25 protein-coding genes are annotated in these 25286 nt (G+C 66.0%); 14 read left to right on the top strand and 11 right to left on the bottom strand.

The genetic code is table 11. From position 1 onward, the window contains the following. The first annotated feature begins 121 nt into the window (after positions 1-121). The 9 genes from WCL10_RS02795 to WCL10_RS02755 all read left to right on the top strand — a co-directional run bounded on the left by WCL10_RS02795 (position 122) and on the right by WCL10_RS02755 (position 8277). Complete coding sequence (locus tag WCL10_RS02795) at positions 122-1141, top strand: NADP-dependent oxidoreductase (protein ID WP_336894101.1); 1020 nt, start codon at positions 122-124, stop codon at positions 1139-1141. Positions 1142-1143: 2 nt separating this feature from the next. Next, positions 1144-1929, top strand: a complete 786-nt coding sequence (locus WCL10_RS02790) for a ThuA domain-containing protein (protein WP_336894100.1) — start codon at positions 1144-1146, stop codon at positions 1927-1929. Beyond that, complete coding sequence (locus tag WCL10_RS02785; protein ID WP_336894099.1) at positions 1926-2291, top strand: limonene-1,2-epoxide hydrolase family protein; 366 nt, start codon at positions 1926-1928, stop codon at positions 2289-2291. Before WCL10_RS02790 ends, WCL10_RS02785 begins: the two co-directional genes overlap by 4 nt. Then, a complete protein-coding gene (locus tag WCL10_RS02780; protein WP_336894098.1) occupies positions 2288-3031 on the top strand; it encodes an SDR family oxidoreductase in 744 nt (247 codons plus the stop codon). Before WCL10_RS02785 ends, WCL10_RS02780 begins: the two co-directional genes overlap by 4 nt. A gap of 97 nt (positions 3032-3128) precedes the next feature. Next, entirely contained in the window at positions 3129-4370 is a 1242-nt protein-coding gene (locus tag WCL10_RS02775; RefSeq protein WP_336894097.1) for a cytochrome P450, read from the top strand. Continuing rightward, positions 4367-5398, top strand: coding sequence for an acyl-CoA dehydrogenase family protein (locus WCL10_RS02770; protein WP_336894096.1), 1032 nt, complete (start codon positions 4367-4369; stop codon positions 5396-5398). The genes WCL10_RS02775 and WCL10_RS02770 overlap by 4 nt, the downstream gene beginning before the upstream one ends. A gap of 22 nt (positions 5399-5420) precedes the next feature. Continuing rightward, positions 5421-6161 (top strand): ThuA domain-containing protein, encoded by a 741-nt coding sequence (locus WCL10_RS02765; RefSeq protein WP_336894095.1) that lies wholly within the window; start codon positions 5421-5423, stop codon positions 6159-6161. Continuing rightward, the gene (locus WCL10_RS02760) at positions 6161-7369 is read left to right on the top strand and encodes an acyl-CoA dehydrogenase family protein (RefSeq protein ID WP_336894094.1); all 1209 of its coding nucleotides are present in this window, start codon (positions 6161-6163) and stop codon (positions 7367-7369) included. Before WCL10_RS02765 ends, WCL10_RS02760 begins: the two co-directional genes overlap by 1 nt. A gap of 137 nt (positions 7370-7506) precedes the next feature. Next, a complete protein-coding gene (locus tag WCL10_RS02755) occupies positions 7507-8277 on the top strand; it encodes a helix-turn-helix transcriptional regulator (RefSeq protein WP_336894093.1) in 771 nt (256 codons plus the stop codon). Positions 8278-8428: 151 nt separating this feature from the next. Here the strand turns inward: WCL10_RS02755 and WCL10_RS02750 are convergent, their stop codons facing one another. From WCL10_RS02750 to WCL10_RS02740, 3 genes are all read right to left on the bottom strand, one after another. Then, complete coding sequence (locus WCL10_RS02750) at positions 8429-9211, bottom strand: SDR family oxidoreductase (protein ID WP_336894092.1); 783 nt, start codon at positions 9209-9211, stop codon at positions 8429-8431. A gap of 206 nt (positions 9212-9417) precedes the next feature. Next, positions 9418-10926 (bottom strand): acetyl-CoA acetyltransferase, encoded by a 1509-nt coding sequence (locus WCL10_RS02745; RefSeq protein ID WP_336894091.1) that lies wholly within the window; start codon positions 10924-10926, stop codon positions 9418-9420. Beyond that, positions 10923-13277 carry a CoA transferase gene (locus tag WCL10_RS02740; RefSeq protein WP_336894090.1) on the bottom strand — a complete coding sequence of 785 codons (2355 nt, stop codon included), beginning with the start codon at positions 13275-13277 and terminating at the stop codon, positions 10923-10925. The genes WCL10_RS02745 and WCL10_RS02740 overlap by 4 nt, the downstream gene beginning before the upstream one ends. Positions 13278-13335: 58 nt before the next feature. On the opposite strand from WCL10_RS02740, the gene WCL10_RS02735 reads away from it, so the two are divergent. The 3 genes from WCL10_RS02735 to WCL10_RS02725 all read left to right on the top strand — a co-directional run bounded on the left by WCL10_RS02735 (position 13336) and on the right by WCL10_RS02725 (position 16890). Further along, the gene (locus WCL10_RS02735; protein ID WP_336894089.1) at positions 13336-13950 is read left to right on the top strand and encodes a TetR/AcrR family transcriptional regulator; all 615 of its coding nucleotides are present in this window, start codon (positions 13336-13338) and stop codon (positions 13948-13950) included. A gap of 97 nt (positions 13951-14047) precedes the next feature. After that, positions 14048-14845 (top strand): enoyl-CoA hydratase/isomerase family protein, encoded by a 798-nt coding sequence (locus tag WCL10_RS02730; RefSeq protein ID WP_336894088.1) that lies wholly within the window; start codon positions 14048-14050, stop codon positions 14843-14845. Positions 14846-14859: 14 nt separating this feature from the next. Beyond that, positions 14860-16890 (top strand): NADPH-dependent 2,4-dienoyl-CoA reductase, encoded by a 2031-nt coding sequence (locus tag WCL10_RS02725; RefSeq protein WP_336894087.1) that lies wholly within the window; start codon positions 14860-14862, stop codon positions 16888-16890. Between the two features lie 23 nt (positions 16891-16913). On the opposite strand, the gene WCL10_RS02720 is transcribed toward WCL10_RS02725, so the two are convergent. The 8 genes from WCL10_RS02720 to WCL10_RS02685 form a co-directional block, all read right to left on the bottom strand. After that, positions 16914-17438, bottom strand: a complete 525-nt coding sequence (locus tag WCL10_RS02720) for a hypothetical protein (RefSeq protein WP_336894086.1) — start codon at positions 17436-17438, stop codon at positions 16914-16916. 5 nt (positions 17439-17443) lie between these two features. Beyond that, on the bottom strand, positions 17444-17566 hold the full coding sequence (locus WCL10_RS02715; RefSeq protein ID WP_336894085.1) for a hypothetical protein: 123 nt from the start codon (positions 17564-17566) through the stop codon (positions 17444-17446). Positions 17567-17576: 10 nt separating this feature from the next. Then, complete coding sequence (locus tag WCL10_RS02710; protein WP_336894084.1) at positions 17577-18053, bottom strand: DUF2147 domain-containing protein; 477 nt, start codon at positions 18051-18053, stop codon at positions 17577-17579. 32 nt (positions 18054-18085) lie between these two features. Further along, positions 18086-18652, bottom strand: a complete 567-nt coding sequence (locus WCL10_RS02705) for a helix-turn-helix domain-containing protein (RefSeq protein WP_336894083.1) — start codon at positions 18650-18652, stop codon at positions 18086-18088. A gap of 75 nt (positions 18653-18727) precedes the next feature. Next, positions 18728-19507 carry an enoyl-CoA hydratase gene (locus WCL10_RS02700; RefSeq protein ID WP_336894082.1) on the bottom strand — a complete coding sequence of 260 codons (780 nt, stop codon included), beginning with the start codon at positions 19505-19507 and terminating at the stop codon, positions 18728-18730. A 65-nt stretch (positions 19508-19572) separates the two neighbouring features. Further along, positions 19573-19839: a hypothetical protein gene (locus WCL10_RS02695; protein ID WP_336894081.1), complete on the bottom strand. Its 267-nt coding sequence runs from the start codon at positions 19837-19839 to the stop codon at positions 19573-19575. An 82-nt stretch (positions 19840-19921) separates the two neighbouring features. Continuing rightward, positions 19922-20197: an HU family DNA-binding protein gene (locus tag WCL10_RS02690; protein ID WP_067905954.1), complete on the bottom strand. Its 276-nt coding sequence runs from the start codon at positions 20195-20197 to the stop codon at positions 19922-19924. A 161-nt stretch (positions 20198-20358) separates the two neighbouring features. Beyond that, entirely contained in the window at positions 20359-22245 is a 1887-nt protein-coding gene (locus tag WCL10_RS02685; RefSeq protein ID WP_336894080.1) for a beta-galactosidase, read from the bottom strand. A 67-nt stretch (positions 22246-22312) separates the two neighbouring features. On the opposite strand from WCL10_RS02685, the gene WCL10_RS02680 reads away from it, so the two are divergent. Both WCL10_RS02680 and WCL10_RS02675 read left to right on the top strand, forming a co-directional pair. Then, positions 22313-23728 (top strand): SLC5 family protein, encoded by a 1416-nt coding sequence (locus tag WCL10_RS02680; RefSeq protein WP_336894079.1) that lies wholly within the window; start codon positions 22313-22315, stop codon positions 23726-23728. A gap of 388 nt (positions 23729-24116) precedes the next feature. Further along, complete coding sequence (locus WCL10_RS02675; protein ID WP_336894078.1) at positions 24117-25241, top strand: OmpA family protein; 1125 nt, start codon at positions 24117-24119, stop codon at positions 25239-25241. The last annotated feature ends 45 nt before the right edge of the window (positions 25242-25286 follow it).

Here is a 25286-nt window from a genome sequence, read left to right as displayed (position 1 = left end):
CGCAAGGCCCCAGCCGCCCGGCAAAAATGACAGTCGTCTTGGTGGCGGCGGGGTCTAGGTTCGCTTATCGATGAGGGCTGCGCCGCACCCCGCGCGCCCATCCGATCCAGGAGCTCCGTTCGTGACCGAAAACCGCCGTTTCCTGCTTGTCCGCCGCCCCGATGGCATGCCCGTGGCCGAAGATTTCAACCTCGTGTCCGAGCCGCTGCCCGAGTTGACCGATGGCCAGTTCCTGATCCGCAACCACTATGCCTCGCTCGATCCCGCCATGCGCGGCTGGATGGACGATGCGCCGAGCTATATGCCGCCGATCCCGCTCGGCACGCCGGTGCGCGCCTCGACTGTGGGCGAAGTGGTGGCGAGCAAGGCGGACGGCTTCCCGGTGGGGCAGTGGGTTTCGGGGCTCAATGCCATCGAGGAATACTCGGTCTCGCAAGCCGGCGGCTTCAGCGCGCCGATCGATCCCATCATCGTGCCTTCGCCGACAAACTTCCTCTCGGTGCTCGGCGCAGTCGGGATGACGGCATATTTCGGGTATCTTGAGGTGTGCAAGCCGCAGCCGGGCGATGTCGTGCTGGTGACCGGCGCCGCGGGCGCGGTGGGTTCGCTCGTCGGCCAGATCGCCAAGATCAAGGGTGCGAGCAAAGTCATCGGCATCGCCGGCGGCCCGGAGAAGTGCAAGCGGCTGGTCGAGCGCTACGGCTTCGACGTCGCCATCGACTACCGCGGCAAGAGCGTGGACCAGCTCTCGGCCGAACTCGCGGCGGTGGCGCCCGGGGGTGTCAACGTGATCTTCGAGAACGTTGGCGGCGATATCCTCGATGCCGGGCTCAACAACCTGGCGATGTATGCGCGGATCGGGTTGTGCGGCCTCATCAGCGAGTACAACAATGCGGGCGAAAAGACCGGCGCGCGCAATGTCTGGCAGCTGATTGTCAAGCGCGCCTCGATGACCGGGCTGCTCGTGGCCGACTATGTGCCGCGCTTCGGCGAGGGCATCGCCGCGATGGCGGGCTGGGTCAGCGAGGGCAAGCTGGTGTTCGACGAGCATGTCGATGAAGGCATCGATCAGGCCCTGCCTGCGTTCATGCGCCTGTTCAGCGGCGCGAACGACGGCAAGATGATCCTGAAGCTGAGCTGATCGTGGCCGCGCGCACGCTCCTCGTCGTCTCGGGTGGCCATCCTTACGAGGAGGAGCCGTTTGCGGCTTTCCTCGCGAGCCTTGGCGACTGGGACATCACCCACTACGTCCACCCCGAGGCGGAGGAGCGGATCGCAGCAGGGGCGGCCGATACGGCGGATGCCATGCTGTTCTACGACATGCCGGGCTATACTTTTGCCGACGGGACGGTGAAGACCGCACCGCCATCCGATGCCTACAAGGCGGCACTGGAGCGGCGCTTTGCGAGCGGGCGGGGCGCGGTGATGATGCACCATGCCATCGCCGGCTGGACCGAATGGCCGCAGTGGAGCGAATGGCTCGGCGGGCGGTTCCTCTACCAGCCCGGGCCGTTGCGCGGGGAGGCGAAGCTCGACTCAGGCTATCGCCACGAAGTGGACTACACCGCCGAACTGGTGGCCGAGCATCCGGTGCTGGAAGGCGTGCCAAGCGCGTTCCCGGTCAATGACGAGCTCTACCTCGGCGAGGTGTTCGAGGACGATGTTACCCCGCTGATCCGTTCCAGCCACACCTTCGTGGCCGAGAACTTCTATTCCGCCGCCCATGCCGTCGCGGGCCGGATGTTCGACAATGCGGACTGGCCTCACCCGCCCGGCAGCAACCTTGTCGCCTGGACCAAGGCGATCGGCCCAGCCCGGATCGTCTATTGCCAGTTCGGCGATGGGCCCCACACCTACGCAAACCCTGCCGTCCGCCGCGTGATCGCCAATGCGCTGGACTGGACGGCGCAAAGCCGGAGCAGCACATGAGCCCGCAGGAGATTGTCGAAGCCTTCATCGCCGCATGGAACAGGGGCGATGCGCCCGCCGCTTTCGGCATGATGGCCGAGGACGTGGTCTGGCATAACATTCCGATGGAGCCTGCCGTGGGCATTGCCGGGTGTCAGGCGCTGATGGCGGGCTTCCCGCCGATCGAGGGCACCGAGTGGATCGTCCACCACATCGCCGCAAACGGCAACGTGGTGCTGACCGAGCGGACCGACAAGTTCCTCATCGGCGGCCGTTGGCGCGCGATCCGTGTCTCGGGCACGTTCGAGATCAACGCCGAGGGCAAGATCGCGCATTGGCGCGACTATTTCGACATGCTCGAATTCCAGCGGGAGTTCGCATGATGGAGATTGCCCGCGGGAAGGACCTTTCAGGCCGCACCGCGGTCGTGACGGGTGCGGCTTCTGGCATGGGCGCGGCAGCGGCGGCGCGGCTCATCGCGGAAGGCGTGTCGGTGCTGGGCGTCGACCGGGTGGGCGAGGGGCTCGTCGGGACCCATACGCTGACGGCCGATCTTGCCGATCCCGACGCTTTTGCTGCGATTGCCGGAGCGGCGCAAAGCCTGCTCGGCGGGTGCGACATCCTCATCAACAACGCCGGGGTCTGCCCGAACGGGCCTTTCACCGAAATGACCGAGGCAGACTGGGATTCGGCGCTCGGCATCAACGTGACGGCAGTGATGAAGCTGACCCGCGCTCTGCTGCCCATGCTCGCGGCCTCGCGCGCGGGCCGGGTGGTCAATGTGGGTTCGATCATGTCGCGCTATGGCGATGCGGGGCTGGTGGCCTACACCACGTCCAAGCACGCGATCCTCGGGCTGACGCGGGCGCTGGCGATGGAACTGGGGCCGCAGGGCATCACCGTCAATTGCGTGCAGCCCGGCGCCATCGCGACCGGCATGACAAGGGGCCTGTTCGAGGACACGCCGGGGGCTAAGGACTACTACGCGGGCCGCTCGGCGCTTGGCCGCGTCGGGCAGCCGGAGGACGTTTCCGATGTCATGGTGTTCCTCGCGACCGACGATGCACGCTTCATCACCGGTCAGGGGATCATGGTCGATGGCGGAGTGATGGTACATAGTTGAGAGGCCTGTACTTCGAGGCATGCCAACCTAGCATTTTCGCGCGTGGCACGGGTGATTTGACGGTGCCACATCGCAGGTGAAACGAGTGGGAACCGCCATGAATGAAATGACCAGCGCCAAGTCACTGCTCGATCCGGAAGTGATGCAGAACCCGTTCCCGCTATACCAGTGGGCCCATGCCAACGAGCCTGTGGTTCTGCTGCCGGAGACCGGAACCAAGGTCGTGATGAGCTACGACATGTGCTCGGAAGCGGCAGGCCAGCCTGATATTTTCTCGAACGATTTCAGCGGAGTGCTTTCGGGCGCCTTGGCGGAAGATCCCGAAGTCAGCGGGATTCTCGCGCAGGGCTGGCCGCAGATGAACACTCTGCTGACTGCCGACCCGCCGGTTCACACGCGTTTCCGCAAGCTCGTCAACCTCGCCTTCTCGATGCCGCGCGTGAACGCGCTGGAATCCGGGATCCGCGAGAAGGTGACGGCGCTGATCGACGGTTTCGTCGATGACGGCGAGTGCGACTTCGTCACCGCGTTCAGCGTGGGGCTGCCGGTGCAGGTGATCTGCGAGCAATTGGGCTTCTCGCCCGCCGAGCGCGCGGACGTCAAGCGCTGGTCCGACGCCTTTGCTGACCGGCTCGGCCACATGATCCCGCGCGAACGCGAGATCGAGTGCGCGCACGAGATCGTCGACTTCCAGCGCAAGCTCAAGGTCAAGATCGACGCGCGCCGCGAGCAGCCGACTGACGACCTGCTTTCCGATGTGGTCAATGCCCGGCTCGATGGCGAAACTCCGCTCAATGATGCCGAGATTCTCTCGATCGCCCAGCAGCTGATGGTGGCTGGCAACGAGACGACCACCCATGCGCTGGCCGGCGGCATCGTGCACCTTGCGCAGAACCCCGAGCAGCAGGCCAAGGTCCGCGCCAATCCGGCGCTGGTGGGCAACATGATCGAGGAAGTGCTGCGGCTCGATACGCCGACTGCGGGCATGTGGCGCCTTGTGATGCGCGATACCGAGCTTGGCGGGCAGAGCTTCAAAGCGGGCGAGATGGTCATGCTGCGCTACGCGGCGGCAAACCGCGATCCGGCGAAGTATCCGAACCCCGATGCCTTCGACGTGGAGCGCGCCAACGCACGCACCCATCTCGCGTTCGGCAAAGGCATCCACATGTGCGTGGGCAACATGCTCAGCCGCAAGGAAATGTCCGTCGCCTTCACCGAGCTGCTGCGCCGCCTCGACGACATCCGCATCAAGGACGGGGCCGAACTGCGCGTTTCGCCCAACCTGCTGCTGCGCGGGTTCGTTTCGGTGCCGATTACCTTCAAGAAGGCCGCTGCATGAACTTCGATCTCGACGAGAACCAGGAGCTGTTCAAGGCGGCGGTCGAGCGCTTCTGCCAAGGCCAGGACGTGGCGGCGCGGCGCGCGGCGCGCAGCGCTCCGGGCGGGATCGACCGCGCCCGTTGGAAGGAACTCGCCGAGCTCGGGCTGATCGGCCTTGCCGCTGCCGAGGCGGATGGCGGCATGGAGGGGTCAGCGGCCGATCTCGCCGTGGTGGCGCAGGCGCTGGGCTACGCACAGGCGGTAGAGCCCTGGCTCGAATGCGGCTTTCTTCCGGCGCGGCTGCTGGCGGGAAGCACACATCTGGAAGGCGTGATCGCGGGCGAGACCGTGGCCGCGTTTGCCTTTGCCGAGCCGGGACGCCGTTTTGTGCTGGACGCGCAGGGCGTCAAGATGCGTGCCGGCAAGCTTTCGGGCACCAAGCAGTTCGTTCTGGGCGGCGGCGCGGCGGATATCTTCGTGGTGAGCGCGGAGGACGACGGCAAGACCGGCCTTTATGTGGTCGATGCCAAGGCGGCAGAAGTCGAAGTACGGCCCTACCCGGTAGCGGATGGCGGCGTGGCGGCCATCGTGACCTTCCACGATGCGGTAGCGGAAGGCCCGCTCGCAGCGGATCTCGGCGCGGTGATCGATGAGGCGCGGCTGATGGCGGCGGCTGAGATGACCGGGATTGCCCAGCGCCTGTTTGCCGATACGCTCGATTACCTCAAGACGCGCGAACAGTTCGGCCAGCCGCTTGGCCGCTTCCAAGTGCTGCAGCACCGCATGGTGGATGCCTATGCGCGGGTCGAAAGCGTGCAGTCGGCCATACTTCGCGCGCTGCTGCAGCCGGCCGCGCCGATGGCGGCGATCAAGGCGCATGTCGCCGAAAACGCGATCTGGGTCGGCCATCAGGCGGTGCAGCTGCACGGTGGCATGGGCATGAGCGACGAGCTGGGCGTTGGCCACGGGCTCAAGCGCATAGTGCTGCTGTCGAAGCTGTTCGGCGATCCGGCGAGCGATATTCTGTCTTACGCGCAGGCCGCGTGAGCCGGCCATTGGAGTGCAAGGAATGACCAAGCGGATCGATGCCCATTTCGTGGCTGCCGGCAAATACCACGATATCGACTTTGCCCGGCTCGAGGTGCTCAAGCTTCTAGCCGAGCATCCCGAGATCCGCACCACCGTGGCGATGGACTTCTCCAACACCGAGCGGCTGGAGCAGTGCCAGTTCCTCGTGACCTATACCTGCACCGTGCTGCCGACGCCGGAAGAGACGGTGAAGATCAAGGAATTCCTCGATCGCGGCGGGCGCTGGCTGGCGCTTCATGGCACCAATTCGATCCTGAAGTTCGTCGAAGGCGGGGTCGATTGCCCCGAAGAGCGCGACGACGTGATGGAAGTGCTCGGCACCCAGTTCAAGGCGCATCCGCCGATCGGGCCGTTCCGCGTCGAGGTGGTCGACAAGACCCATGCGCTCACGCAGGGCCTTGAGGACTTCGATGTGATCGACGAGCTCTACATCATGAAGGAGAAGGCGCCGATCAAGGTCCTGATGCAGACGCGCTTCGATGGCGAGGCGACGGGCTTCATCGAGGCGAACTACGACAACGTCGTCGTGCCGATCCTTTACTTGCGCGATCACGGCAAGGGCGGAGTGCTCTACAACACGCTCGGCCACTGCCGCAGCCATTACGATCTCGTTGAATTAATGCCCTTTTGGGTACATCCCGAACGTTGCAGCTGGAACTATCCGGTCTATTACGAGACCCTTCGTCGCGGCATTCGCTGGGCCATGAGTGAGATCGCCTGATGGATATGGATTTCTCCCCCGAGGACCTCGCCTTCCAGAAGGAAGTGCGTGCTTTCCTCGATGAAAAGCTCAACGCCCGCCTGCGCGAGGGCGCGGCGAATACGCCGAGCGTGTTCACCGAGCCGGATATCACCCGTGAATGGCAGACGATCCTCGCTGAAAAGGGGTGGCTCGCCACATCATGGCCGGTCGAGGACGGCGGGCCGGGCTTCAGCCCGACGCAGAAGTACATTTTCGAGAAGGAATGCGCGATTGCCGGCGCGCCTTCGCTGCCGATCCTGGGCCTGCGCCTCGTCGGCCCGGTGATCTGCCGCTTCGGCACGCCTGAACAGAAGGCCCGCTTCCTGCCGCGCATCATTTCGGGCGAGGACTATTGGTGCCAGGGCTATTCCGAACCGGGCGCGGGGTCTGACCTTGCCGCGGTGAAGACGCGCGCCGAGCGCATCGGCGACAAGTACGTGGTCAACGGCTCCAAGATCTGGACCACCCACGCCCACCATGCCAACTGGATCTTCGCGCTGGTGCGCACCGATCCCTCCGTGCAGAAGCAGCGCGGCATCAGCTTCCTGCTCGTTCCGATGGAGCAGCCGGGGGTCAGCGTCTCGCCCATCGTGACGATGGCGAACGACCACGAAGTCAACGCAACGTTCTTCGACAATGCCGAAACCCCTGCCGACAACCTGATCGGCGAAGAAGGGCAGGGCTGGACGATCGCCAAGTTCCTGCTCGAGAACGAGCGTGGCGGATCGTGCGCGGCACCGGCGCTGCTCGCCAAGCTCGACCGGATCGAGCGCTGGGCCAAGGAGGAAGCCTCCGGCACCAACGGCACGATGATCCACGATCCGAACATCTCGCAGCGCCTAGCGCGGCTGCGGCTGGAAGCGCAGGCCTTTGAGGTTACCGAGCTGCGCATCCTTGCCGAACTCGCCAAGGGCCGCCCGGCGGGACCGCAGACCTCGCTGGTCAAGCTGACGAGCTCGAACCTCAGGCAGGCGATCGACGAGCTTGCGGTCGACCTGTTTGGCTACGACGGTCTGCAACTGCCGGTCACACGCCCGCTCTATGGCAACGAGGCGCCCGAGTTTGTCGGCAGCCGCGCGGCTCAGCTTTCGATGCCTTCGTACCTCAATGGACGGGCCTACACGATCTTCGGCGGTTCGGACGAAGTGCAGAAGACGATCATCGCCAAGCAGGTGCTGGGGCTTTAGTTTGATCCGCTGATACTGTTGCCCGGAAGCCCCATCTGCAATCCGTTTCGGATGGGGCTTCCGCTACGGCACTCTCTGGGTTAGCATCCGAATCGAACCGTATGCCGGAGCAACCGGCAGCGGTCAGAGGATGCAGCATGGACTGGGCGAACTCCACCTTCGAGCAGGTGACGATTCGGGCCGTTGAAGACGTGCGGCCGGCCGCAATCGCCATCAGAGACATTGCACTCAAGCTGGACCTGCGCATTGCGGTCTGCCCCGACATTTCGTCGAAGGAGCAGATGCTCGATGCCGATGGCAAGATCATCAACGCGGACATTTTCGGCTGGACTGCCGATGGCGAGCGCTGGTGGGAGAACGGCACGCTGGCGTTGTCCTCGCCTTTCCCGCGCGCCAGCCGCTACGAGAGCGAGCCCTTCTGGTGCAATGCGCACGGCGCCTTCACCGTCTCGCGCAACAACTACCTTGAGGATCTGAACTTTTCGGAGTTCCACAAGTTCAGCAAGGCACGCTCGATGATCGTGATCCCCTCGCACCTCTCGTTCGGCCAGATCGCCGCAGCGAGCTTCGTGCCGGCGGACAAGACTATCGACGACTTGTCGAACGTGTTTGCCGAACACGGCGATTTCCTCGGTGCCCTGACCCGCCGCTTCGTGGCGAGCTATGTCAGCACGATGCGCACGCAGCAGTGGATCCCGAGCGACTGCCGCCTTTCGAAGCGCGAGGTCGAATGCCTGCGCTGGGCCGCAATCGGCAAGACCGACAAGGAAATCAGCCTGATCCTCGCGCTGAGCCACGCGACGGTGCGCTATCACATCCAGCGCGCGGGCGAGAAGTTGAACGCGGTGAACCGCAGCCAGGCCGTGTTCAAGGCGGGGCAGCTGGGGTATCTCGGGGCGGCGGCCTGAGGGCGGGCCCACCCCACCCAAGCCCCAACCACCCATTCGTCATCCCCGCGAAGGCGGGGATCCAGAGCGGGCGCAGCGCATAGTTGCTCTTGATCCCCGCCTTCGCGGGGATGACGAGGTTCGGCTGGGTGATCGAAGTTGCGGGAAGGGGCTACACCCCCATCATCCCCGCCGTGCTCGCGCCGTCGATCCCGTATTCAGAGCCCGAGATAAAGCCCGCCTCGTCCGAGGCAAGGAAGGCGACGAGGGCGGCGACTTCCTCGACTTGCGCCATTCGGCCAATGGGGGCCATGCCTTCGAACTGCGCGCGGGCGGCGGCGCTGTCGGGCGAACGCTCGATGACGTTCCGGATCATCTCGGTCTCGACGACGCCGGGGTGGATCGAATTGACGCGAATCTTCGTCTTCTGGTTGGCGCAGTGCAGCGCGGAGGACTTGATCAGCGCGATGAGTGCAGCCTTGCTGGTGGAATAGGCAACGTAGTTGGCCATCGGCCGGTATGCGTTCATCGACGAATTGACGATGATCGAACCCGCCGGCCCGTCCGGATTGGCGCGCATTGCGCGGATCGTGTGCTGAATGGTCAACATCACGCCGGTGAGGTTGACCCCCATGATCCGCTCCCAGGCCTCCATGGTGATATCCTCGACGCTGCTGTCGCCGGTCTCGATCCCGGCGTTGGCAAAGGCAATGTCGAGCCGGCCATGCTCAGCCTTGATCCCGGCCATCAGCGCATCCCAGGCAGCCGCTTCCTCGACCCGGTGGGCGACGAACTGCGCGCCGGTTTCGGCGCAGAGCGCAGCAGCGGCTTCGGCCTTGGAGCCGGTGAAGACGACTTTCGCGCCCTCGCTGGCAAGGCGCCGCACTGTGCCCGCCCCGATGCCCGAAGTGCCCCCGGTGATCAGCGCCACCTTGCCTGCGAACCGTCCGCTCATGTCTCTCTCCCAGATGTCGTGGCGCGACCCTAGAACGCACGGTGGCGACGCCCCACTGGTAAATTTGAGCGAGCCTCTCCCTTCGTCTTTGCGAGGAGCGCAGCGACGAAACAAATCCAGAGCGGCTGTGCGGCACGCTCTGGATTGCTTCGCTTCGCTCGCAATGACGAAGTTTGGGGCGAGGGCAACGGGTGGAGGCGGCAGTCTTACCGCATCCAAACCCGCCGTTCGCCAGCCAACGCGATCGCGCCTTCGGCGCCCACTGGTTCTGCCGCGCCGTCCATGAAGAACGCCAGCATCGCGGCATCGCCCACGTCGATGTGGCACAGAGTGCGCTTGCCCTCCGGCGTGCGCGCCACGACAACACCGCTGGAAGGCACGCCCTCGCGGTTGTGGAACACGGTGTAGCTCTCGACCTTCGCGGGCCCCACATAGTCCTTGTCGAGTTCGGGCACCGGCCCGCGTGCCGCATCGGCTTCGGCCTGATAGTTGAAGTCCTGCGGGAAGTGGGCTGCAGCCACGGGTTCGCGCGACACCACGATGCAGTGGTTGTCGGTGGCGTAGCCGCCGTTGGCGAACAGGAAACCGGTCTTGCCATCGCCGCCGCGCAGGCGCTCCACCATCGAGACGACCGCGTGGCTCATGTAGTTGGCGATGGGACCGCCGCCGAACGTCAGGCCGCCGAACACCGTTGCGGGCTTCTCAACCGGCCAGCCGAGCACCCGGCGGGCCATCTTGGGGACGCAGGGGAAGCAGCTGTAGAGCTCGACATGGTCGAAATCCGCGCCGGTCATGCGGTTGAGTTCGAGCGTGCGGCGGATCGCGGTGTCCATGCTGGAGGAGCGGTCATAGCGGTCGCGGCGCAGGATGCTGGGGTCTTCCTTGGCCGCCGCGCCCATGCCGACGTAGATCAGTCGCTCCTCGGGAATGCCGCGCCGCCGCGCTTCGGCCAGGCTGGCAACGAGGAAGCCTGCGCCCTGGTTCACCGATGAATTGGCAACGGTGAGCTTGGTATAGGGGAAAGCGAGCGGCCGATTGGACGGACCCGGAGTGAGGATATCCTCTGCCGAAACAGCCTTCCTGATCCACGCACCTTCATTGGCGGCGGCGACATGGCTCATGCCCGACCAGATCGCGCCGCTTTCGGCCTGTGCTTCGCCCAGGGTCTGCCCGTAGGCGGCGCGGCCGGCGTTCTCGTAGATCGGATAGACATCGACGGGGGCGGAAAGGCCATGCTGCTGCGCGTAAGTGGGATCTCGGCGGGTCGAGGCGGCGCGCACGGCATTGTAGCTCTTGTCCTCACCCTTGGCGGCAAGTGCGGCGAGGCCGGCGGCGGTGCGCAAGGCTTCGGCGCCGACGACGGCGGCGAGCCTAACCTCGCCCGCGCCGATGCGGTTGGCGGCTTCGTTGAGCAGGCGGATCGGCGTGTCGCCGTGGGGGGCTTCGGACTGATAGTTGACGGCGGGGCTCGCACCGATGGCATCCGCGACCCGGTCGCAGAGGTTGCCGAGGTGGCGGAAGCTGATCTGGTCGACGATGGCGAGGCTATCGAGATCGGCGAGGAGGTTCCCGCCCGCATCGGCTTCGGCAAGGCGCAGCGCGGCGGCCATCAGTCCCGGCGGATCAAGGCCGAGTTCGGGGCTTTCGGGCCGGTCGTTGAGCTGGCCGACGCCGATGATGACGGGGATGCGTTCGGGATCGGTCATCATGTTCATCGGGCAGTCTCCAGATAGGATTTGGTGGCGACCATCTCGCGGATCTTCTCCGGCACGGTTTCGAGAACGCCTTCCGCTTCGAGCGAGGCGCACGTGGCTTCGTCCATTCCGAGCCAGTCGTGCATGACGGCGTAGGTATCCTGGCACATGAGCGGGGCTGGATGCGCAGGGGCATCAGGGATCATGTCCCAGATCGCGGGGCGGCGTTCGGCGGTCATGGGTTCGGGGAGCAGATCGTGCAGCTCGCTGCGAAACAGTCCGCGCGCGGTGAAGTAGGGGTGGCCCGGCTGATCGGCGGCGCGGAGCATGCGGGCGGCGGGGACGCCGGCGCCCTGCAGGGTTTGCGCGGCTTCCTCGGCGTCCTGTTCGGCCAGCCAAGCGGCGAAGTGGGCTTCGATTTCAGCCTTGTTGGCGAGGCGTTCGGCGCGGGTGCGGGCAGGGGCGGCGGAGGTGCCGATCACCCCGGCGAGGCGCTGCCAATCGGCATCATCGCGCACGGTCACGACGCACCATTCGTCCTCGCCCTTGGCGGCAAAGACCCCCCAAGGCGCATCGGGCGCCTCTTCGATGCCAGGGAGGCCAATCGCGGTACCGGCGACCTCTGTGGCAAGATGGGCGAGCATGACTTCGGCCTGCGAAACATCGACATGGCCGCCGCGCCCGGTGCGCGACCGGCGGGCGAGGAGCGCCATGACCGCGCTTGCGCCGATGCGGCCGCAGACGTGATCGGGGTAGATCGTGACCGAATCCGAGAAGCTTTCCGGATCGTCCGGGTAGCGCCACTTGGCGGTGAGCCCGGCGGCGGCGCGGACCAGCGGGCCATAACCCATACGCTTCGACCATGGGCCGGTGCGGCCAAACGCGCTCGATTCGACCGCGATAAGGCGGGGGTTGATCCTGGCCAGATCTTCGTAGCCGAGGCCGAGCGATTCCAGCGTGCCGGGCTTGAAGTTGGAGAGCATGACATCCGCTTCGGCCACCATGCGGCGCAACAGCGCCTTGCCGTCCTCGGCCTTCAGGTTGAGCCCGAGGCTGCGCTTGTTGCGGTGGCCCGCGCCGATGCTGCTGGACAGGCCGATCTTGAGCAAGGTCTGGCGCGAGCCATCGGGGAAGGCGGCCGATTCGATCTTCACCACATCGGCGCCGAGATCAGCGAGCAGGCGCCCGGTCTCCGCGCCGACGACGATTACTCCGAGATCGAGCACCTTGAGGCCTTCGAGCGGGAGTCTGGGCATGGCCTTGGCAGGCGCTTCGGGACGAGCGACGGAGGCGCTGGCGTGTATGGGGCCCATTCGCCTGCCATCGATTACCATCATGCCATCGGGGAAGGGCACGCGGCGGCCGCCGGGAAGCTCTGCTTCGGCAAAGGTGCCGCGCGCACGGATGTGGTCGGCGGCGAGGCAATCGGCGAGGGTGTTTAGCCCGGCGAGGGGGACGCCGTGCTGCTGCCCGAGCGCCTCGATCTCGGCGCGGGTCTTGTCTGCCAGGAAGGCGCTCATCGCGGCGAGCAGTTCCTTGCTCTTGAAGCGGACCATCACGTCGCGGAATTCGGGGCCGGCGAATTCGGCGGGTGCGCCCATCATCGCGTGCATGCCCTGCCACTGGCGCGGGGCGAGGACACAGAGGCGGACATAGCCATCGGCCACCGGGATGATCGGATACTGCACGCCCTTGGGCGGGCGGCCGGGGGGCAGCTGGCTGATCGGGCGGCCATGGGTGGCGCTGCCGGAAATGCCGAAGGCGGGATCGAGCGCCTGCATCGCGCCATCAAGCGCGGCATAGTCGACGTGGCCGCCGGTGCCGCTGCCGAGCGCCTGGGTGAGCGCCGCCATGGCGACGAAGGCGCCTTGCGCCACGGCGCATTGCAGCGCGATCTCGCCCGGCGGGAGCAGGGGGCTGCGGCCCTTGATGCCCGAGCGCGAGAGTTCGGTGGTGAGCGCGTGAAGGACGCCGTCGGTCCACTGCCAGTGCGAGAACGCGTTGCCAAGGCCGAAGCCCGTGGCCGTCATATGGACGAGCGCGGGGTTGGCGGCGCGCAGTGCGTCCCAGTCGAGGCTGAATTGCGGGGCGGGATCGGCGGAGAGGTCTTCGAGGACGAGATCGGCACGGGCGAGGTGATCGAGGAGCGCAGCGCGGTCGGCGCGCTCGATCCGCTTGCCGAGATTGGCGGTCCAGTACGAGAGTTCGCCCCGGGGATCATGAGCCGGGCAGGCGCCGCGCCCTTCGACTTCGAGGCGGATCACTTCCGCGCCGAGTTCCCGCAGGATTCGCCCGATTCCAGCGAGCGGGCTGGCGACGAGGTCAATGACCACAAGGCCGGAAAGCGGGCGATCGACGGCCTCTTGCTGCACTCCCGGCACCCCATATTATTATTGGACGAACACCGTCCATAAAGGATAGACAAGGGGCATGCAACGCCCTGCGATCGATTCAGAACTTCCGCGAGCGCGCGGGCGGCCGCGCAATCCGGAGTTCGAGGCGCGCATCCTCGCGGCGGCGGCGCAGGTCTATGGCGCCGGGGGGTGGGCGGGCTTCAGCCTCGATGCGGTGGCGCGGGCGGCAGGGATCGGCAAGTCCACGCTCTATGCGCGCTGGACGAGTGGGGAAGACCTGCTTTCGGCGATGATCGAGCAGCGCTGGCAGGGATTGGCAAAGATCGACACCGGGGATTTGCGCGCCGATCTGACCGCCTTCGGCGCGCTTGTTCTTGCGCGCTATCTCGAGACAGGCGGCGGCGTCGCGCGGCACCTGCGGCGCGATCTGGCGGGGTATCCGGAGCTTGCCGAAAGGATCGGCCCCGTGCTGGGCGCGCTGACCGCGCAGGCCATTGCTATCCTGCGCCGAGCCCGGACGCGGGGGCAGCTGCGCGAAGGCGTGAGCACGGCGCTCGCTTCGGACATGCTGCTCTCGGCGATGGAGACACATGCCGGGCGGATCGCACCCGGCGAGGCGATGAGCGAGGCGGCGATCACGGCCTATGCAGCGCGGGTCGCGGACATGCTGATCGGAGGGATCGCGGCATGAAGGCGCGCGCTGTCAATATGGGCAGGTTTGCGGCGCGGCGCGGCGTGACAGAAACAGGGGGTGCGCTCGCAGAAGCGCGATTGGGGAGCGGGACGGCATGACCTATCGCACGATCACGGTAGAGAAGCGCGGCGCGGCGGACTGGCTGACGCTCAACCGGCCCGACATGCTCAACGCGATCTCGCTAGAGATGGTCGACGAGCTTAGCCATTACTTCGGCGCGCTCTATAATGACCGCGAGACGCGCGTGGTGGTGATGCGCGGCGCGGGGCGGGCATTCTGCGCGGGGCTTGATATCAAGGACCGGCAGAGTGCGAACCGGCCCGATCCGTTTGGCGGGGGCTTCGGCTTTCAGGGACATCTGGCTGACGTCTACGTGAAGATGCGGCGTTGCCCGCAGCCGATTGTCGCGCTGGTGCAGGGTGCGGCTTGCGGCGGGGGCTTTGCCTTTGCGCTGGCGGCGGACATCCGCATCGCGGGCGAAAGCGCGAAGATGAACGCGGCTTTCATCAAGCTCGGGCTGTCGTCGTGCGACATGGGGGTGAGTTATTTCCTGCCGCGCCTTGTCGGCACTTCGGTGGCTTCGGAACTGATGCTGACGGGCCGCTTCATCCATGCACCGCGCGCGCTGGCGACGGGGCTGGTGAGCGAGGTGGTGCCAGATGACCAGCTTGAGACCGCAGCGCAGCCATATGTCGACGACTTGCTCGCGGCCTCGCCGATGGGGCTGCGCATGACCAAGGAAGGGCTGAACCTTGCGGTCGATGCGCCGAGCCTGGAAGCCGCGATGGCGATCGAGAACCGCAACCAGCTGATGACCGCCGCCAGCCCCAATTTCGCCGAGGGCATGCGCGCATTCCTCGAAAAGCGCCGCCCGAAATACAATCCAGACTGAACGGACCGCACGCCATGACGCATCCCAAGTATCCACTGATGTTCTCGCCGCTGACGATTCGCGGTCACCAGCTCAAGAACCGCATCATCATGGGCTCGATGCATTCTGGGCTGGAAGATCTGCCCAATGCTGCGGAGCGGCTTTCGGCCTACTTCGTCGAGCGCGTCAAGGGCGGCGTCGGCATGATCATCACTGGCGGCATCACTCCGCACGAGAGCGGCGGGCGCGGCGCGAAGCTGAGCGAGCCGAGCGAAGTTCCGATGCACCGCGCGGTGACCGATGCGGTCCATGCTGCCGATCCCGAGGTCAAGATCTGCATGCAGATCCTCCATTCGGGCTCGATCGCCAATGTGCGCGAGCCGGTGGGGCCTTCGCCGGTGCGCTCACGCCTTGCCCGGTCAGCTCCGGTCGAGCTCGACGAGGCGGGGATCGAGGAACAGATCGCCGCCTTTGCCAATTGCGCCGCGCTGGCGGCGGAGGCGGGCTATGACGGGGTCGAGATCATCGGCTCGGCGGGCTATCTGATTTCGACGTTCCTGGTCGAGAAGACCAACCAGCGCACCGACCGCTGGGGCGGCTCGTGGGAAAACCGCATGCGCTTTGCCGTCGAGGTGGTGAAGCGCGCGCGGGCTGCCTTGGGTGAGAACAAGATGCTGATCTTCCGCATTTCCGCGATGGACATGCTGGAAGGCGGGCTCGCCTGGGAGGAAGTGACCAGCCTCGCCAAGGCGCTTGAAGCCAATGGCGCGGACGTGATCAGCACGCACTTCTGCTGGCACGAAAGCCAGGTGCCGACAATCGCGACCATGGTGCCGCGCGCGGCCTTTGCCGGGGTGACGGGCAAGCTGCGCGAGGCGGTTTCGATCCCGCTCATCACCAGCAACCGGATCAACATGCCGCATGTCGCCGAGGAAGTGCTCGCGCGCGGGGATGCCGACCTCATTTCGATGGCGCGGCCGATGCTGGCCGATGCGGATCTCGTCAAGAAAGCATGGGAAGGCCGCGAGGACGAGATCAACACCTGCATCGCCTGCAACCAGGCCTGCCTCGATCATACCTTCACCGGTCAGCTGACCAGCTGCCTCGTCAACGCCCGCGCCTGCCGCGAGACGGAGATCACGGTGGAGCCGGCGGCTACAGCGCGGCGCATCGCAGTGGTCGGTGCGGGGCCGGCGGGGCTTGCCTATGCCACCATTGCTTCCGGGCGCGGGCACAAGGTCACGCTGTTCGACGCGGCGGACGAAATCGGCGGGCAGTTCAACCTCGCGCGCAAGATCCCGGGCAAGGAAGAGTTCGACGAGACGATCCGCTACTTCGGGCGGATGATCGAGGTGAACGGGATCGAATTGAAGCTCGCCACCCGCGTCAATGCCGACATGCTGGCGGCAGGCGCCTTTGACGAGATCGTGATCGCGACCGGGATCACGCCGCGCAAGCCCGAGATCGAGGGCATCGATCACCCCAAGGCGGTGCGCTATGTCGATGTGATCACCGGCAAGGCCGAGGTGGGCCAGACCGTCGCGATCATGGGTGCGGGCGGGATCGGCTTCGATGTCGCGGAACTGATCACTCATGCCGGAACGCCGGGCTCGCTCGATATCGATGTCTTCGCCAAGGAATGGGGCATCGACTTCAAGAACCATCCGCGCGGCGGGGTGACCGGGGTTGTGCCCGAGGTGGCCTCCAGCGGGCGCGAAGTCTGGCTGCTTCAGCGCAAGACGAGCGCGGTGGGCAAGGGGCTGGGGCGCACGACAGGCTGGACGCACCGGATCACCTTGCAGCGGCGCGGCGTGCAGATGCTGGGCGGGGTGGAATATGACCGGATCGACGATGCGGGCCTGCACATCCGCGTGGAAGGCGAGCCTCGTCTGCTGGCGGTGGACACGGTAATCGTCTGTGCCGGGCAAGAACCGGCGCGCGGTCTCTATGACGAGCTGGTCGCGCGGGGTCTCACGCCGCAGCTGATCGGCGGGGCCTATGAGGCCGCAGAGCTCGATGCCAAGCGGGCGATTCTGCAGGCGACCGAACTGGCGGTGGCGGTCTGACAGCGCATGCTGCGGCCTCGCGGTTACGCCGCGAGGCCGAGCATCCACAAGGCGGCAACGACGGTGCAGGCGCCCGCCCAGTGACGGCCAAACGCCGCGCTGTGACGGGCGCGCCAAGCATAGTAGCCGAGCGCTGCAAGGACGAGTGCGGTTTCGAACCAGCCTGAGACCGGGCCGAACAGGCGGACAAAGCCGTAAGCCCGGGCGTCACCCGGCCAAAGCTGCATGTCAGCCGGATGAACCGCAAGATCGAGCAGCCAGTGCGACAGCACAGCCGCAAACAGCACTGGCCCCGCACCGGGCGCGCGCTTGCGCAGCGCGAGGGCATAAAGCCCGGCCAGTACCACCGCCCCGAGCAGCGAGTGCGACCATGGAATGAGCAGGCGGTGGGACTGGGCATAGTCCGGCGCTCCGCCTTCCACGCCGGCGATGACCAGCGCGCCGAACGCCACGTCGAGCAGTCCTGACCCGAGCAGCACTGTCCACGTCGGCACGCTTGGACGGGCGGCCTTCAAGGCCAGTGCGGTGGCAAAATGACCGGCGTACATTGTCGTCAGCTCCCGACTTGTCCGGCGAGAGGCTCGGCCGGCGCCTTGGGCCGGTCGAGCCAGGCCAGCAGGGGCACCGGAAGGGTGAACAGCGCGATGTTGATCATCCCGCCAATCAGATGGGCCATGGACACCGGCTCAGCTTGCCGAAGCCGGTGCGCAGCGCGGCAAGTCGCGGGGTGGGCGGATCAGCTTGAGCGTCGCGCCCAGCAACCGAAAGCCCTTGTACCCGCGCATGGTGACGCGGGCCGGTTCGATCACATCGATGTCGAGGTCATAGGTGCCGCCCGAGTTGAAATCATAGACCCGGCCGCCTTTCCACTTGCCCGACGCGCCCAGCGTGACGCCGGTGATGTAGTCGATCCCGCAGACCCGGCGGCGGCGAAGCGCCTCGCTGGGGTTCTTGCTATCCAGCACCGGGGCCGCACCCGGCTGGCTTTCGGCCTTGAGCCACACGATCCGGCCGCAAAGCGCGGCGCCGCAGGGATGGAATTCCACGCCGACCCGGCCGTCATCCCAGATCCATTGGCCCTGCGGGGCCTGGGGGGCGGCAACGGCAGGCGCACTGGCGAGGGCAGCCAGCGCCAGGCAAAGTGATAGCGTTCGATTGTTCATCGCAAAATCTCCAGGTTCTAAAGTGATTGGCTTCAGTGAGGCGACAGCCCCTCCATCAACAGCGCGGCGAGGCGCGCTGCGAGGGCAGGCGGATCGAGGTTCGATTCATAAAAGTGCGCCGAGCGCGCGATCTGGCCGAGCGTGCCGAAGACAATGGTGCTGATCAGCGCAGGTTCCACGTCTGCCCTGAAAGTGCCGCGCGCTTTCTCGCGCTCGACCAGCGCGGCGGCGAGCACCGGCAAGGCTCGCTGCTTGAGGTTGGCGGGCAATGTGCCCCAATAGCGCTTGAGATTGTCGAGAACGAACAGCACGCCTTCCGGTGAACGTGCGATTTCACACAAGGCCGCTTCCAACCAGTCACGAAACGGCAAGTCGCCTGCGCCTTCGAACGCTTCGACCAGACTGGCGTAGCATTGTTCGAACAAGGCCTCCGCCAGGGCTTCCTTGCTGGCGAAATGGCGAAAGAGCGCCGGGTTGGAGTATCCGGTCGATGCGGCAATGTCGCGAACGCTGACCGCCTCCACCCCGCGCGAGGCGAACAGGCGCAGCGCTTGGGAGAGGATGGCCTCCTTGGCCTTTCCACGGACAGCTTCAGACATGCCGTTTTGTTAGCGATCGCTAACTTCCGAGTCAAGACCGCAGATGCGCGGGCTGATGGGGGCCTGAGATCGGCTCTACTGGCTGCGGCCGCGCGCCTGGACGGCGAGGCGGCGGGCCTCGACCTCTTCCGGCTTGACCGCCGAATTGGCGGCGGAGGAGCGCTGTGCCTCAAGCGCCATGCCCTCGCCGAACGGCAGGGCATAGCCATCGTCGATCAACGCTTTGTAATTGCGCAGGAATGTGGGTTCGATCGATGCCATGTCGCGGGCAAGTTGCTGTGCTGCAGGCAGCAACTCTTCGGGCGCCACCACCCGGTTGACGAGGCCCCAGCGCTCGGCTGTGGCGGCATCGAGGAAGTTGCCGGTGAATGACAGCTCCTTGGCGCGGCTGATCCCGATCAGGCGTGGGAGTTTCTGCGAGAGGCCCCAGCCGGGATAGACGCCGACGCGGGCGTGCGTATCGGCAAAGCGCGCATTGGTGGAGGCGATGAGGACATCGCAAGCGAGCGCGACTTCGAAGCCGCCGGTGATCGCCACGCCGTTGATCGCGCCGATGACGGGCTTAGAGCAGAGCTCGATCGCCTTGACCGGATTCTCCGACGCCCCTTCCGCATTGGCGGCGCCCAATGCTCCGGCTTCTGCCCCCAGTTCCTTGAGATCGAGCCCTGCGGTGAAGGCGCGCGTGCCCGCGCCCGTCAGCACCACGGCACGAACGGCATCGTCGGCATCAAGTGCGGTCATCACTTCGGCAAGGCGGGCGCGCAGGGCCTTGGACAGCGCGTTCATCGCCTCGGGCCGGTTGAGCGTGGCAGTCGCCACGCCTTCGCTCACGTCGACAAGGATGAGTTCGCTCATGCCGGGGATCCTTCCAGAGGGTAACGCGCAGCAGAGCACGGACCCGGCCGCGGGCGCACCTCTGCTTATTGGGGAGCCTCGCTCTGGCCGCCAAAGAGGTCCATGAAATCGCGCGCGGCGTTTTGCTCTGCCGCGTCCTTGAACGCAACGTCGAGATCGGGCGCGCAGCCCATGATATACATCAGCGCCCACATGGCAAAGCGCCGGCCGGGATCGGTTTCGAGCCCGAATTCGACGGCAAGCCGCTCCTGCCCGCCGGCCAGCTGCGCCGGCGTCAGCGAGGCGAGGTCGGCCGTGCCGAAATAGCGGCGCATCTGGTCATCGAAATCCATCGGCTTTTCGGGTCCCCAAAACGAGAGCGGCGCGCGGGAAGGGCTGCTTCCCGCGCGCCGCGCCTCAAATTGCCTGCAAGGCTCAGCCGTTCAGCTTGTCCTTGACCGACTTCGCAGCGGCAAAGGTCAGCTTGCGCGAAGCGGCGATCTGGATGGTCGCGCCGGTCGAGGGGTTGCGGCCTTCGCGGGCCGGGCTTTCCTTGACCTTGAACTTCCCGAAGGCGCTCAGCGAGACTTCCTCGCCCTTGGCAGCCGCATCGGCGATCGCCGCGAACACGGTGTCGACCAGCTTCTTGGCATCGGCCTTGGTCAGGCCCGCGCTGGCGGCAACGGCTTCGGCGAGTTCAGCAGTATTCATGATCTTCGGTCTCCAACGGTTGGACGGGTCGGTTAGCTTGACGCGGGAGCCGCGTCCAGCCTTCCCGCATGCAGAATCCGCCGGAAAATACACGCCAAAGCGGAGCGATGTCGTGCTTGCGCCAGCTAGCAGTCCATGCATGCGCAGGCTGGATTGTCCGGTCAGGGCCGAGTCCCGGTGGCGACGCCCGCCGCCGCGAGCACCGTGCCGCCGATCAGCTGCCGTCCAAGGAGGCCTTCTGGCAGGGCCTGCTCATGCGCGGCATGGTTGAATACGAAGACGAGGTTCCCGCTACGGCGCACCCGCAGTCCTTCGGGCAGGGCAAGCGGATCAAGGCCCGCAGCCGTCGCCGCCTCGCGCAGCAGCGCCTCGCGCTCACGCGGTGCAGGATAGCGCGCAAGATAGCGCAGGCGGCCATGGGCATAGCCGCCGGGGCAGACTTCGGGAATGGCGGTCTCGACTGTTTCGATCCATTCGCACGGCTGGCCGCGCAAGGTCTCGACCCGGGTGACCCGCAGCGGCAAAAGCTGTTGCAGCGGACCAGGAGCGAGATCGCCGGGGATCGCAAAATCGGCGGTCTTGCCTCCTGAGCCGGCGCCGATCACGATATGCGCCTCGCTGGCCGCGAGCTGCTCGACCAGCGCGGCGTCGATGATCGGCTGGCAGGGAATGACGATCAGCGCATAGCCATCCAGCGCGGCGCGGGGCGAGACGATGTCGATATCGAGCCCCATGCCGCGCATCGCAGAATAGTATTCGAACGCGATGCGCAGCGCCGAAAAGCCTTGCCCTTGCGGCATGATCCCGGTGACCCAGTCGCTGGCATAGTCGAACACCAGCGCAGTGCGGCGCGGCGGCTCGCCCGGCGGCGGCAACGCTGCGATCTCTCGCGCCGCTTGCCGCACTTCGTCTGCGCCCTCCGCCTCGGTGCTGTCAGGGCGCAGGAGGCCGGCGTGCATCTGTTCCTGTGCGAAAGGTACCTGCCGCCAGCGGAAATAGCTCACGAGTTCGGCACCGTGGGCCATGGCTTCCAGGGTCCACAGGCGGACCATGCCGGGCAGCGGCGCCGGATTGTAGCGCGCCCAGTTCACCGGCCCCGGCTGCTGCTCCATCACCCACCAGCGGCCCTCGCGCTGGCAGCCGCGATAGAGATCGTGGTGGAAGGCGGCGATGTCGGGGTGTCCCGCCCTCGCATAGGCGCGCTTGTCCTCGGAGCTGAACCAGAACTGTTCGAGAAAGCCGAGCGGGTAGGAATCCCAGCTCGCGACATCGAGATCGGCGCCCACCGCGTGGTGATCGAACTGGGTGAAGAAGCCCATGAAATTGTGGACCACGTCGCGGCCCGGTGAAAGGCGGCGCAGGATGTCCACCTGCCGGCGATTGAAGGCGACCACCTGATCGGACGAGAAACGCCGGAAATCGAGCTCGTGCGCCGGATTGGGCACGGTCACGGTGAGGTTCGGCAGGTCGATCTCGTCGAAACTGCGGTATTCCATCGACCAGAACACATTGCCCCAGGCCGTATTGAGCGCCTCTACCTTGCCATACTTCGCAGCGAGCCAGCGGCTAAAGGCGGCGAGCGCGGCGGGGGACCAGCTGATCGCGGTATCATGGCAGCCGTATTCGTTGTCGGTTTGCCATGCGGTGACGGCAGGATGCGTGCCATAGCGCTCGGCGATTGCCGCCACGATGCGGTCGCATTCGCGCGCGTAGCCTTCGTGGCTGAAGCAGTAGTGCCGCCGCGAACCGAACCGCCGCGGGCGGTCCATGGCATCGCGTGCCAGCATGTCGGGCATCCGGTCCACCAGCCACTTGGGCGGGGTGGCGGTGGGCGTGCCCATCACGATCTTCAGCCCGGCCTCGGCCAGCACAGCTACTGCGCGGTCGAGCCAGTCCCAGGCGAAGCGGCCGGGATCAGGCTCGATCCGGCTCCACGCGAACTCGCCGATGCGGACATGCGAGATGCCCATGCCGGCCATGCGCCGGGCATCATCGGGCCAGCAAGCCTCGGGCCAGTGCTCGGGATAATAGCAGACACCGAGTTTCATGGTTTGCACCTCGGCTGATTGCGATATGGATGGGTCATGGCCCGGCAGAGGCTAAGGGAGAGACCGGTTGATCGTCCAGCTTTGTGTGGCGCTGCTGATCAGCGCACTGATCGGCTATGCCACGTGGGCCAAGGTGAAGAGTGCGCATGCGGCGCATGACGGCTCAGGGCGCGATGTGTTTCTGGCGGGCGGCGGGCTTTCGTGGCTCTATGTCGCGGGCTCGATCACACTCACCAATCTTTCGACCGAGCAGCTCGTCGGCAACAACGGCAACCAGATGCTGCTGCTGGCGTGGTGGGAACTGGCGGGCTTTGTCGGGCTGCTGATCCTCGCGGGCGTGTTCGTGCCGGTCTACTATCGGCACGGCTGCACCACTGTCACCGAACTGCTCGACCGGCGCTACCAGGGCGGCAGCGTGCGTGTGCTGGTGGCGGCGATCTTCCTTGTCGGCTCGGTGCTGATCTACATTCCCGCAGCGCTCTATTCAGGCAGCCTGTTCCTCGCGACCATGCTTGGCTGGCAAGGGTCGCTGCTGGTCTTTGCCGCACCGATGGCGGCGATTGCCGCGCTCTACACGATTCTTGGCGGCCTGCGCGCGGTGGCGGTGATGGATACCTTTGCCGGGATCGGGGTGCTTGCCATCGCGCTGCTCGTGGTGGTGCTGGCGATGAACGCGATCGGCTGGGACCTCAGCGGCATCCCGGCCGAACGGCTGACCCTGGTCGGCTCGAACACCTCGCCGATCCCGTTCCACACGCTGTTTACCGGGATGGTGTTCATCCAGATCTTCTACTGGTCGACCAATCAGAACATCACCCAGAAAGCGATGACCGCACCCACCGTGCGCGAGGCGCAGCGCGGGGTGCTGGCAGCGGCGGCGGTGCGCATCCTTGTCATTCCGCTGATCGTGGTGGTGCCGGGGGTGGTGGCCTTCAAGCTGTTCGGACCGCTGGGCGATGCCGCCTACGGGCGGATCGTCGCGCATGTCCTGCCCTCGTGGCTTATCGGCTCGTTTGCCGCGCTCATGGCGGCGGCTGTGATCGCGCATACCGCCGCGATCCTCAACGGCGCGGTGGCGCTGTATTCTCTCGACTTCCACGACCGCTTCATCGCGCCCATCACCGACCACTGGAAGATCGCGTTGCGCGCCACGGTGGCGATGGCGGTGATCGGCGTCGCGCTCGTGCCGCTGTTCGAGAACGCGAAGAGCATCATCAACCTGCTGCAGCAGCTGAACGGGCTCACCTCGATGCCGATCCTGTCGGCCTTCATCGTCGGCCTTCTTTTCAAGGGTGTGAAGGCCGAGGCCGCCAGCATCGCGATCCTGTTCGGCGTCGGGTTCTACGGCTGGCTCTCGTTCGCGCCGCCAGCGTTCCTGCCTGTCTGGTTTCACTACATCGACGCGATGCTGGTGACGCTGGTGGCCTGCGTGGCCGTGGCGCTGGGCGTCAATCGTCTGTTGCCGAGAAGCGTGCCCGGCTGAGCGGGAGCCCCCGCGGCTTTCTTCCCCGATGCGGGCGGTTGCCGCTCCGCACCGCAGCCTTGCGCCCGGCATGGGTAGTTTCCGAGGCTGTGACGGTTCGGGCAAGCGGCCTAGCTGAAACGGCGATGCCGGCGATAACCCTCCTCCCTTCGCCTTGAAGGGTCGATCGCCACGGCCAGGTTTTGCGACGGACCTGTGTCCTGCGGCATCTGACTTCGAGCCGGCGGTTGCGTGCAACCGTCGGCTTGCCTTTCCCAGTGGCACCTTGACGCGCGGTAGCCCCGGCGAGGGGCCTCCCGTGCCCCAACGGAGCCTGCCTCCCTTCTGTTTCCCACCCCTCTTACCAACTGGCCGCATCCTGCGGCTTGACCAAAAGAACGGATATCTCATGAGGAAAATTCTCGTCAGCCTGTTGCTGGCTTCAAGCGCGCTGGGCGCAAGTGCCCATGCGAGTGACGCCGGCCCCTACATCACGCTCGAAGGCGGCGTGCTCAAGCAGGAGCACTCGGACGTGTTCAGCGCGGGTGGCTATGAGCACACCGACCGCTTCAAGACCGGCTGGGAAGCGGGCGGCGCGCTGGGGTATGACTTCGGTCATTTCCGCCTCGAGGCCGAAGGCTTCTATGCCCGCTCGCAGTTGCGCGATCAGTCGCGCCCGGTCGGCACCCCGCTGCCCAATGGCACCTTCACCAGTGACAACGGCCTTTCGGGCCGGACCAGCACTTATGCCGCGATGGGCAATGCGCTGATCGGGCTTGGTCACTGGGGCGGGATCAAAGCCTACGTCGGTGCCGGCGCGGGCTATGCCTCCACCAGTCTGACCGAGGACCTCGCAGGCGCAGTGCGGCTGCAGGATCACGCCCATGGCTTTGCCTGGCAGGCGCTGGCAGGCCTGACCATGCCGATCGGCCGCAATGTCGATCTGGGGGTGAAGTACCGCTATTTCCGTCCCGACGGCGCGGATAAGTTCATCGCCGATAATGGCACTTCGCGGTCGGCACACCTGCGCTCGCATGCCCTGCTGGCAACGCTGACCTTCAATTTCGGTGGTCCGGCCGCGCCGGAACCTGAGCCCGAGGCTGCCCCGCCGCCCCCGCCGCCGCCTCCTCCGCCCCCGCCCCCGCCGCCTCCTCCGCCCCCGCCCCCGCCGCCTGCACCGGTCTGCAACCGCGGCCCGTTCATCGTGTTCTTCGATTGGGACATGTCGGACATCTCGCCCGAGGCGGCCAGCGTTCTCGACAATGCGGTCCAGGCCTATGGCAATTGCGCCAATGTCGGCATCATGCTCGCCGGCCATACCGACAGTTCGGGTTCGCCAGGCTACAACCTCGGCCTGTCATCGCGCCGCGACTCTGCGGTGCAGGTCTACCTGACCGGCCATGGCGTCTCAGCCGGGGCGATCTCCAGCCAGGCCTATGGCGAAACCAACCAGCGGGTCCCCACGGCTGACGGTGTGCGCGAAGTGCAGAACCGCCGCGTGGAAATCAGCTACGGTCCGGGTTCGGGCATCTGATCGCGGGAAACGCCTTGTGCCATTGAGGCCAAGGCAATGGGGCCG

It is taken from the genome of Novosphingobium sp. (genome assembly GCF_037133355.1).
Classification (GTDB): domain Bacteria; phylum Pseudomonadota; class Alphaproteobacteria; order Sphingomonadales; family Sphingomonadaceae; genus Novosphingobium.
The sequence above is the reverse complement of the archived record's forward strand: the minus strand, read 5'-3'. Positions and strand labels throughout refer to the sequence as shown.

What these genes read in the sequence shown, in the direction of transcription:
- WCL10_RS02785 (WP_336894099.1), top strand. Translation starts at nt 1,926, where the DNA reads ATGAGCCCGCAGGAGATTGTCGAAGCCTTCATCGCCGCATGGAACAGG.
- WCL10_RS02780 (WP_336894098.1), top strand. Translation starts at nt 2,288, where the DNA reads ATGATGGAGATTGCCCGCGGGAAGGACCTTTCAGGCCGCACCGCGGTC.
- WCL10_RS02775 (WP_336894097.1), top strand. Translation starts at nt 3,129, where the DNA reads ATGAATGAAATGACCAGCGCCAAGTCACTGCTCGATCCGGAAGTGATG.
- WCL10_RS02770 (WP_336894096.1), top strand. Translation starts at nt 4,367, where the DNA reads ATGAACTTCGATCTCGACGAGAACCAGGAGCTGTTCAAGGCGGCGGTC.
- WCL10_RS02765 (WP_336894095.1), top strand. Translation starts at nt 5,421, where the DNA reads ATGACCAAGCGGATCGATGCCCATTTCGTGGCTGCCGGCAAATACCAC.
- WCL10_RS02760 (WP_336894094.1), top strand. Translation starts at nt 6,161, where the DNA reads ATGGATATGGATTTCTCCCCCGAGGACCTCGCCTTCCAGAAGGAAGTG.
- WCL10_RS02755 (WP_336894093.1), top strand. Translation starts at nt 7,507, where the DNA reads ATGGACTGGGCGAACTCCACCTTCGAGCAGGTGACGATTCGGGCCGTT.
- WCL10_RS02750 (WP_336894092.1), bottom strand. Translation starts at nt 9,211, where the DNA reads ATGAGCGGACGGTTCGCAGGCAAGGTGGCGCTGATCACCGGGGGCACT.
- WCL10_RS02745 (WP_336894091.1), bottom strand. Translation starts at nt 10,926, where the DNA reads ATGAACATGATGACCGATCCCGAACGCATCCCCGTCATCATCGGCGTC.
- WCL10_RS02735 (WP_336894089.1), top strand. Translation starts at nt 13,336, where the DNA reads ATGCAACGCCCTGCGATCGATTCAGAACTTCCGCGAGCGCGCGGGCGG.
- WCL10_RS02730 (WP_336894088.1), top strand. Translation starts at nt 14,048, where the DNA reads ATGACCTATCGCACGATCACGGTAGAGAAGCGCGGCGCGGCGGACTGG.
- WCL10_RS02725 (WP_336894087.1), top strand. Translation starts at nt 14,860, where the DNA reads ATGACGCATCCCAAGTATCCACTGATGTTCTCGCCGCTGACGATTCGC.
- WCL10_RS02720 (WP_336894086.1), bottom strand. Translation starts at nt 17,438, where the DNA reads ATGTACGCCGGTCATTTTGCCACCGCACTGGCCTTGAAGGCCGCCCGT.
- WCL10_RS02715 (WP_336894085.1), bottom strand. Translation starts at nt 17,566, where the DNA reads ATGGCCCATCTGATTGGCGGGATGATCAACATCGCGCTGTTCACCCTT.
- WCL10_RS02710 (WP_336894084.1), bottom strand. Translation starts at nt 18,053, where the DNA reads ATGAACAATCGAACGCTATCACTTTGCCTGGCGCTGGCTGCCCTCGCC.
- WCL10_RS02705 (WP_336894083.1), bottom strand. Translation starts at nt 18,652, where the DNA reads ATGTCTGAAGCTGTCCGTGGAAAGGCCAAGGAGGCCATCCTCTCCCAA.
- WCL10_RS02700 (WP_336894082.1), bottom strand. Translation starts at nt 19,507, where the DNA reads ATGAGCGAACTCATCCTTGTCGACGTGAGCGAAGGCGTGGCGACTGCC.
- WCL10_RS02695 (WP_336894081.1), bottom strand. Translation starts at nt 19,839, where the DNA reads ATGGATTTCGATGACCAGATGCGCCGCTATTTCGGCACGGCCGACCTC.
- WCL10_RS02690 (WP_067905954.1), bottom strand. Translation starts at nt 20,197, where the DNA reads ATGAATACTGCTGAACTCGCCGAAGCCGTTGCCGCCAGCGCGGGCCTG.
- WCL10_RS02685 (WP_336894080.1), bottom strand. Translation starts at nt 22,245, where the DNA reads ATGAAACTCGGTGTCTGCTATTATCCCGAGCACTGGCCCGAGGCTTGC.
- WCL10_RS02675 (WP_336894078.1), top strand. Translation starts at nt 24,117, where the DNA reads ATGAGGAAAATTCTCGTCAGCCTGTTGCTGGCTTCAAGCGCGCTGGGC.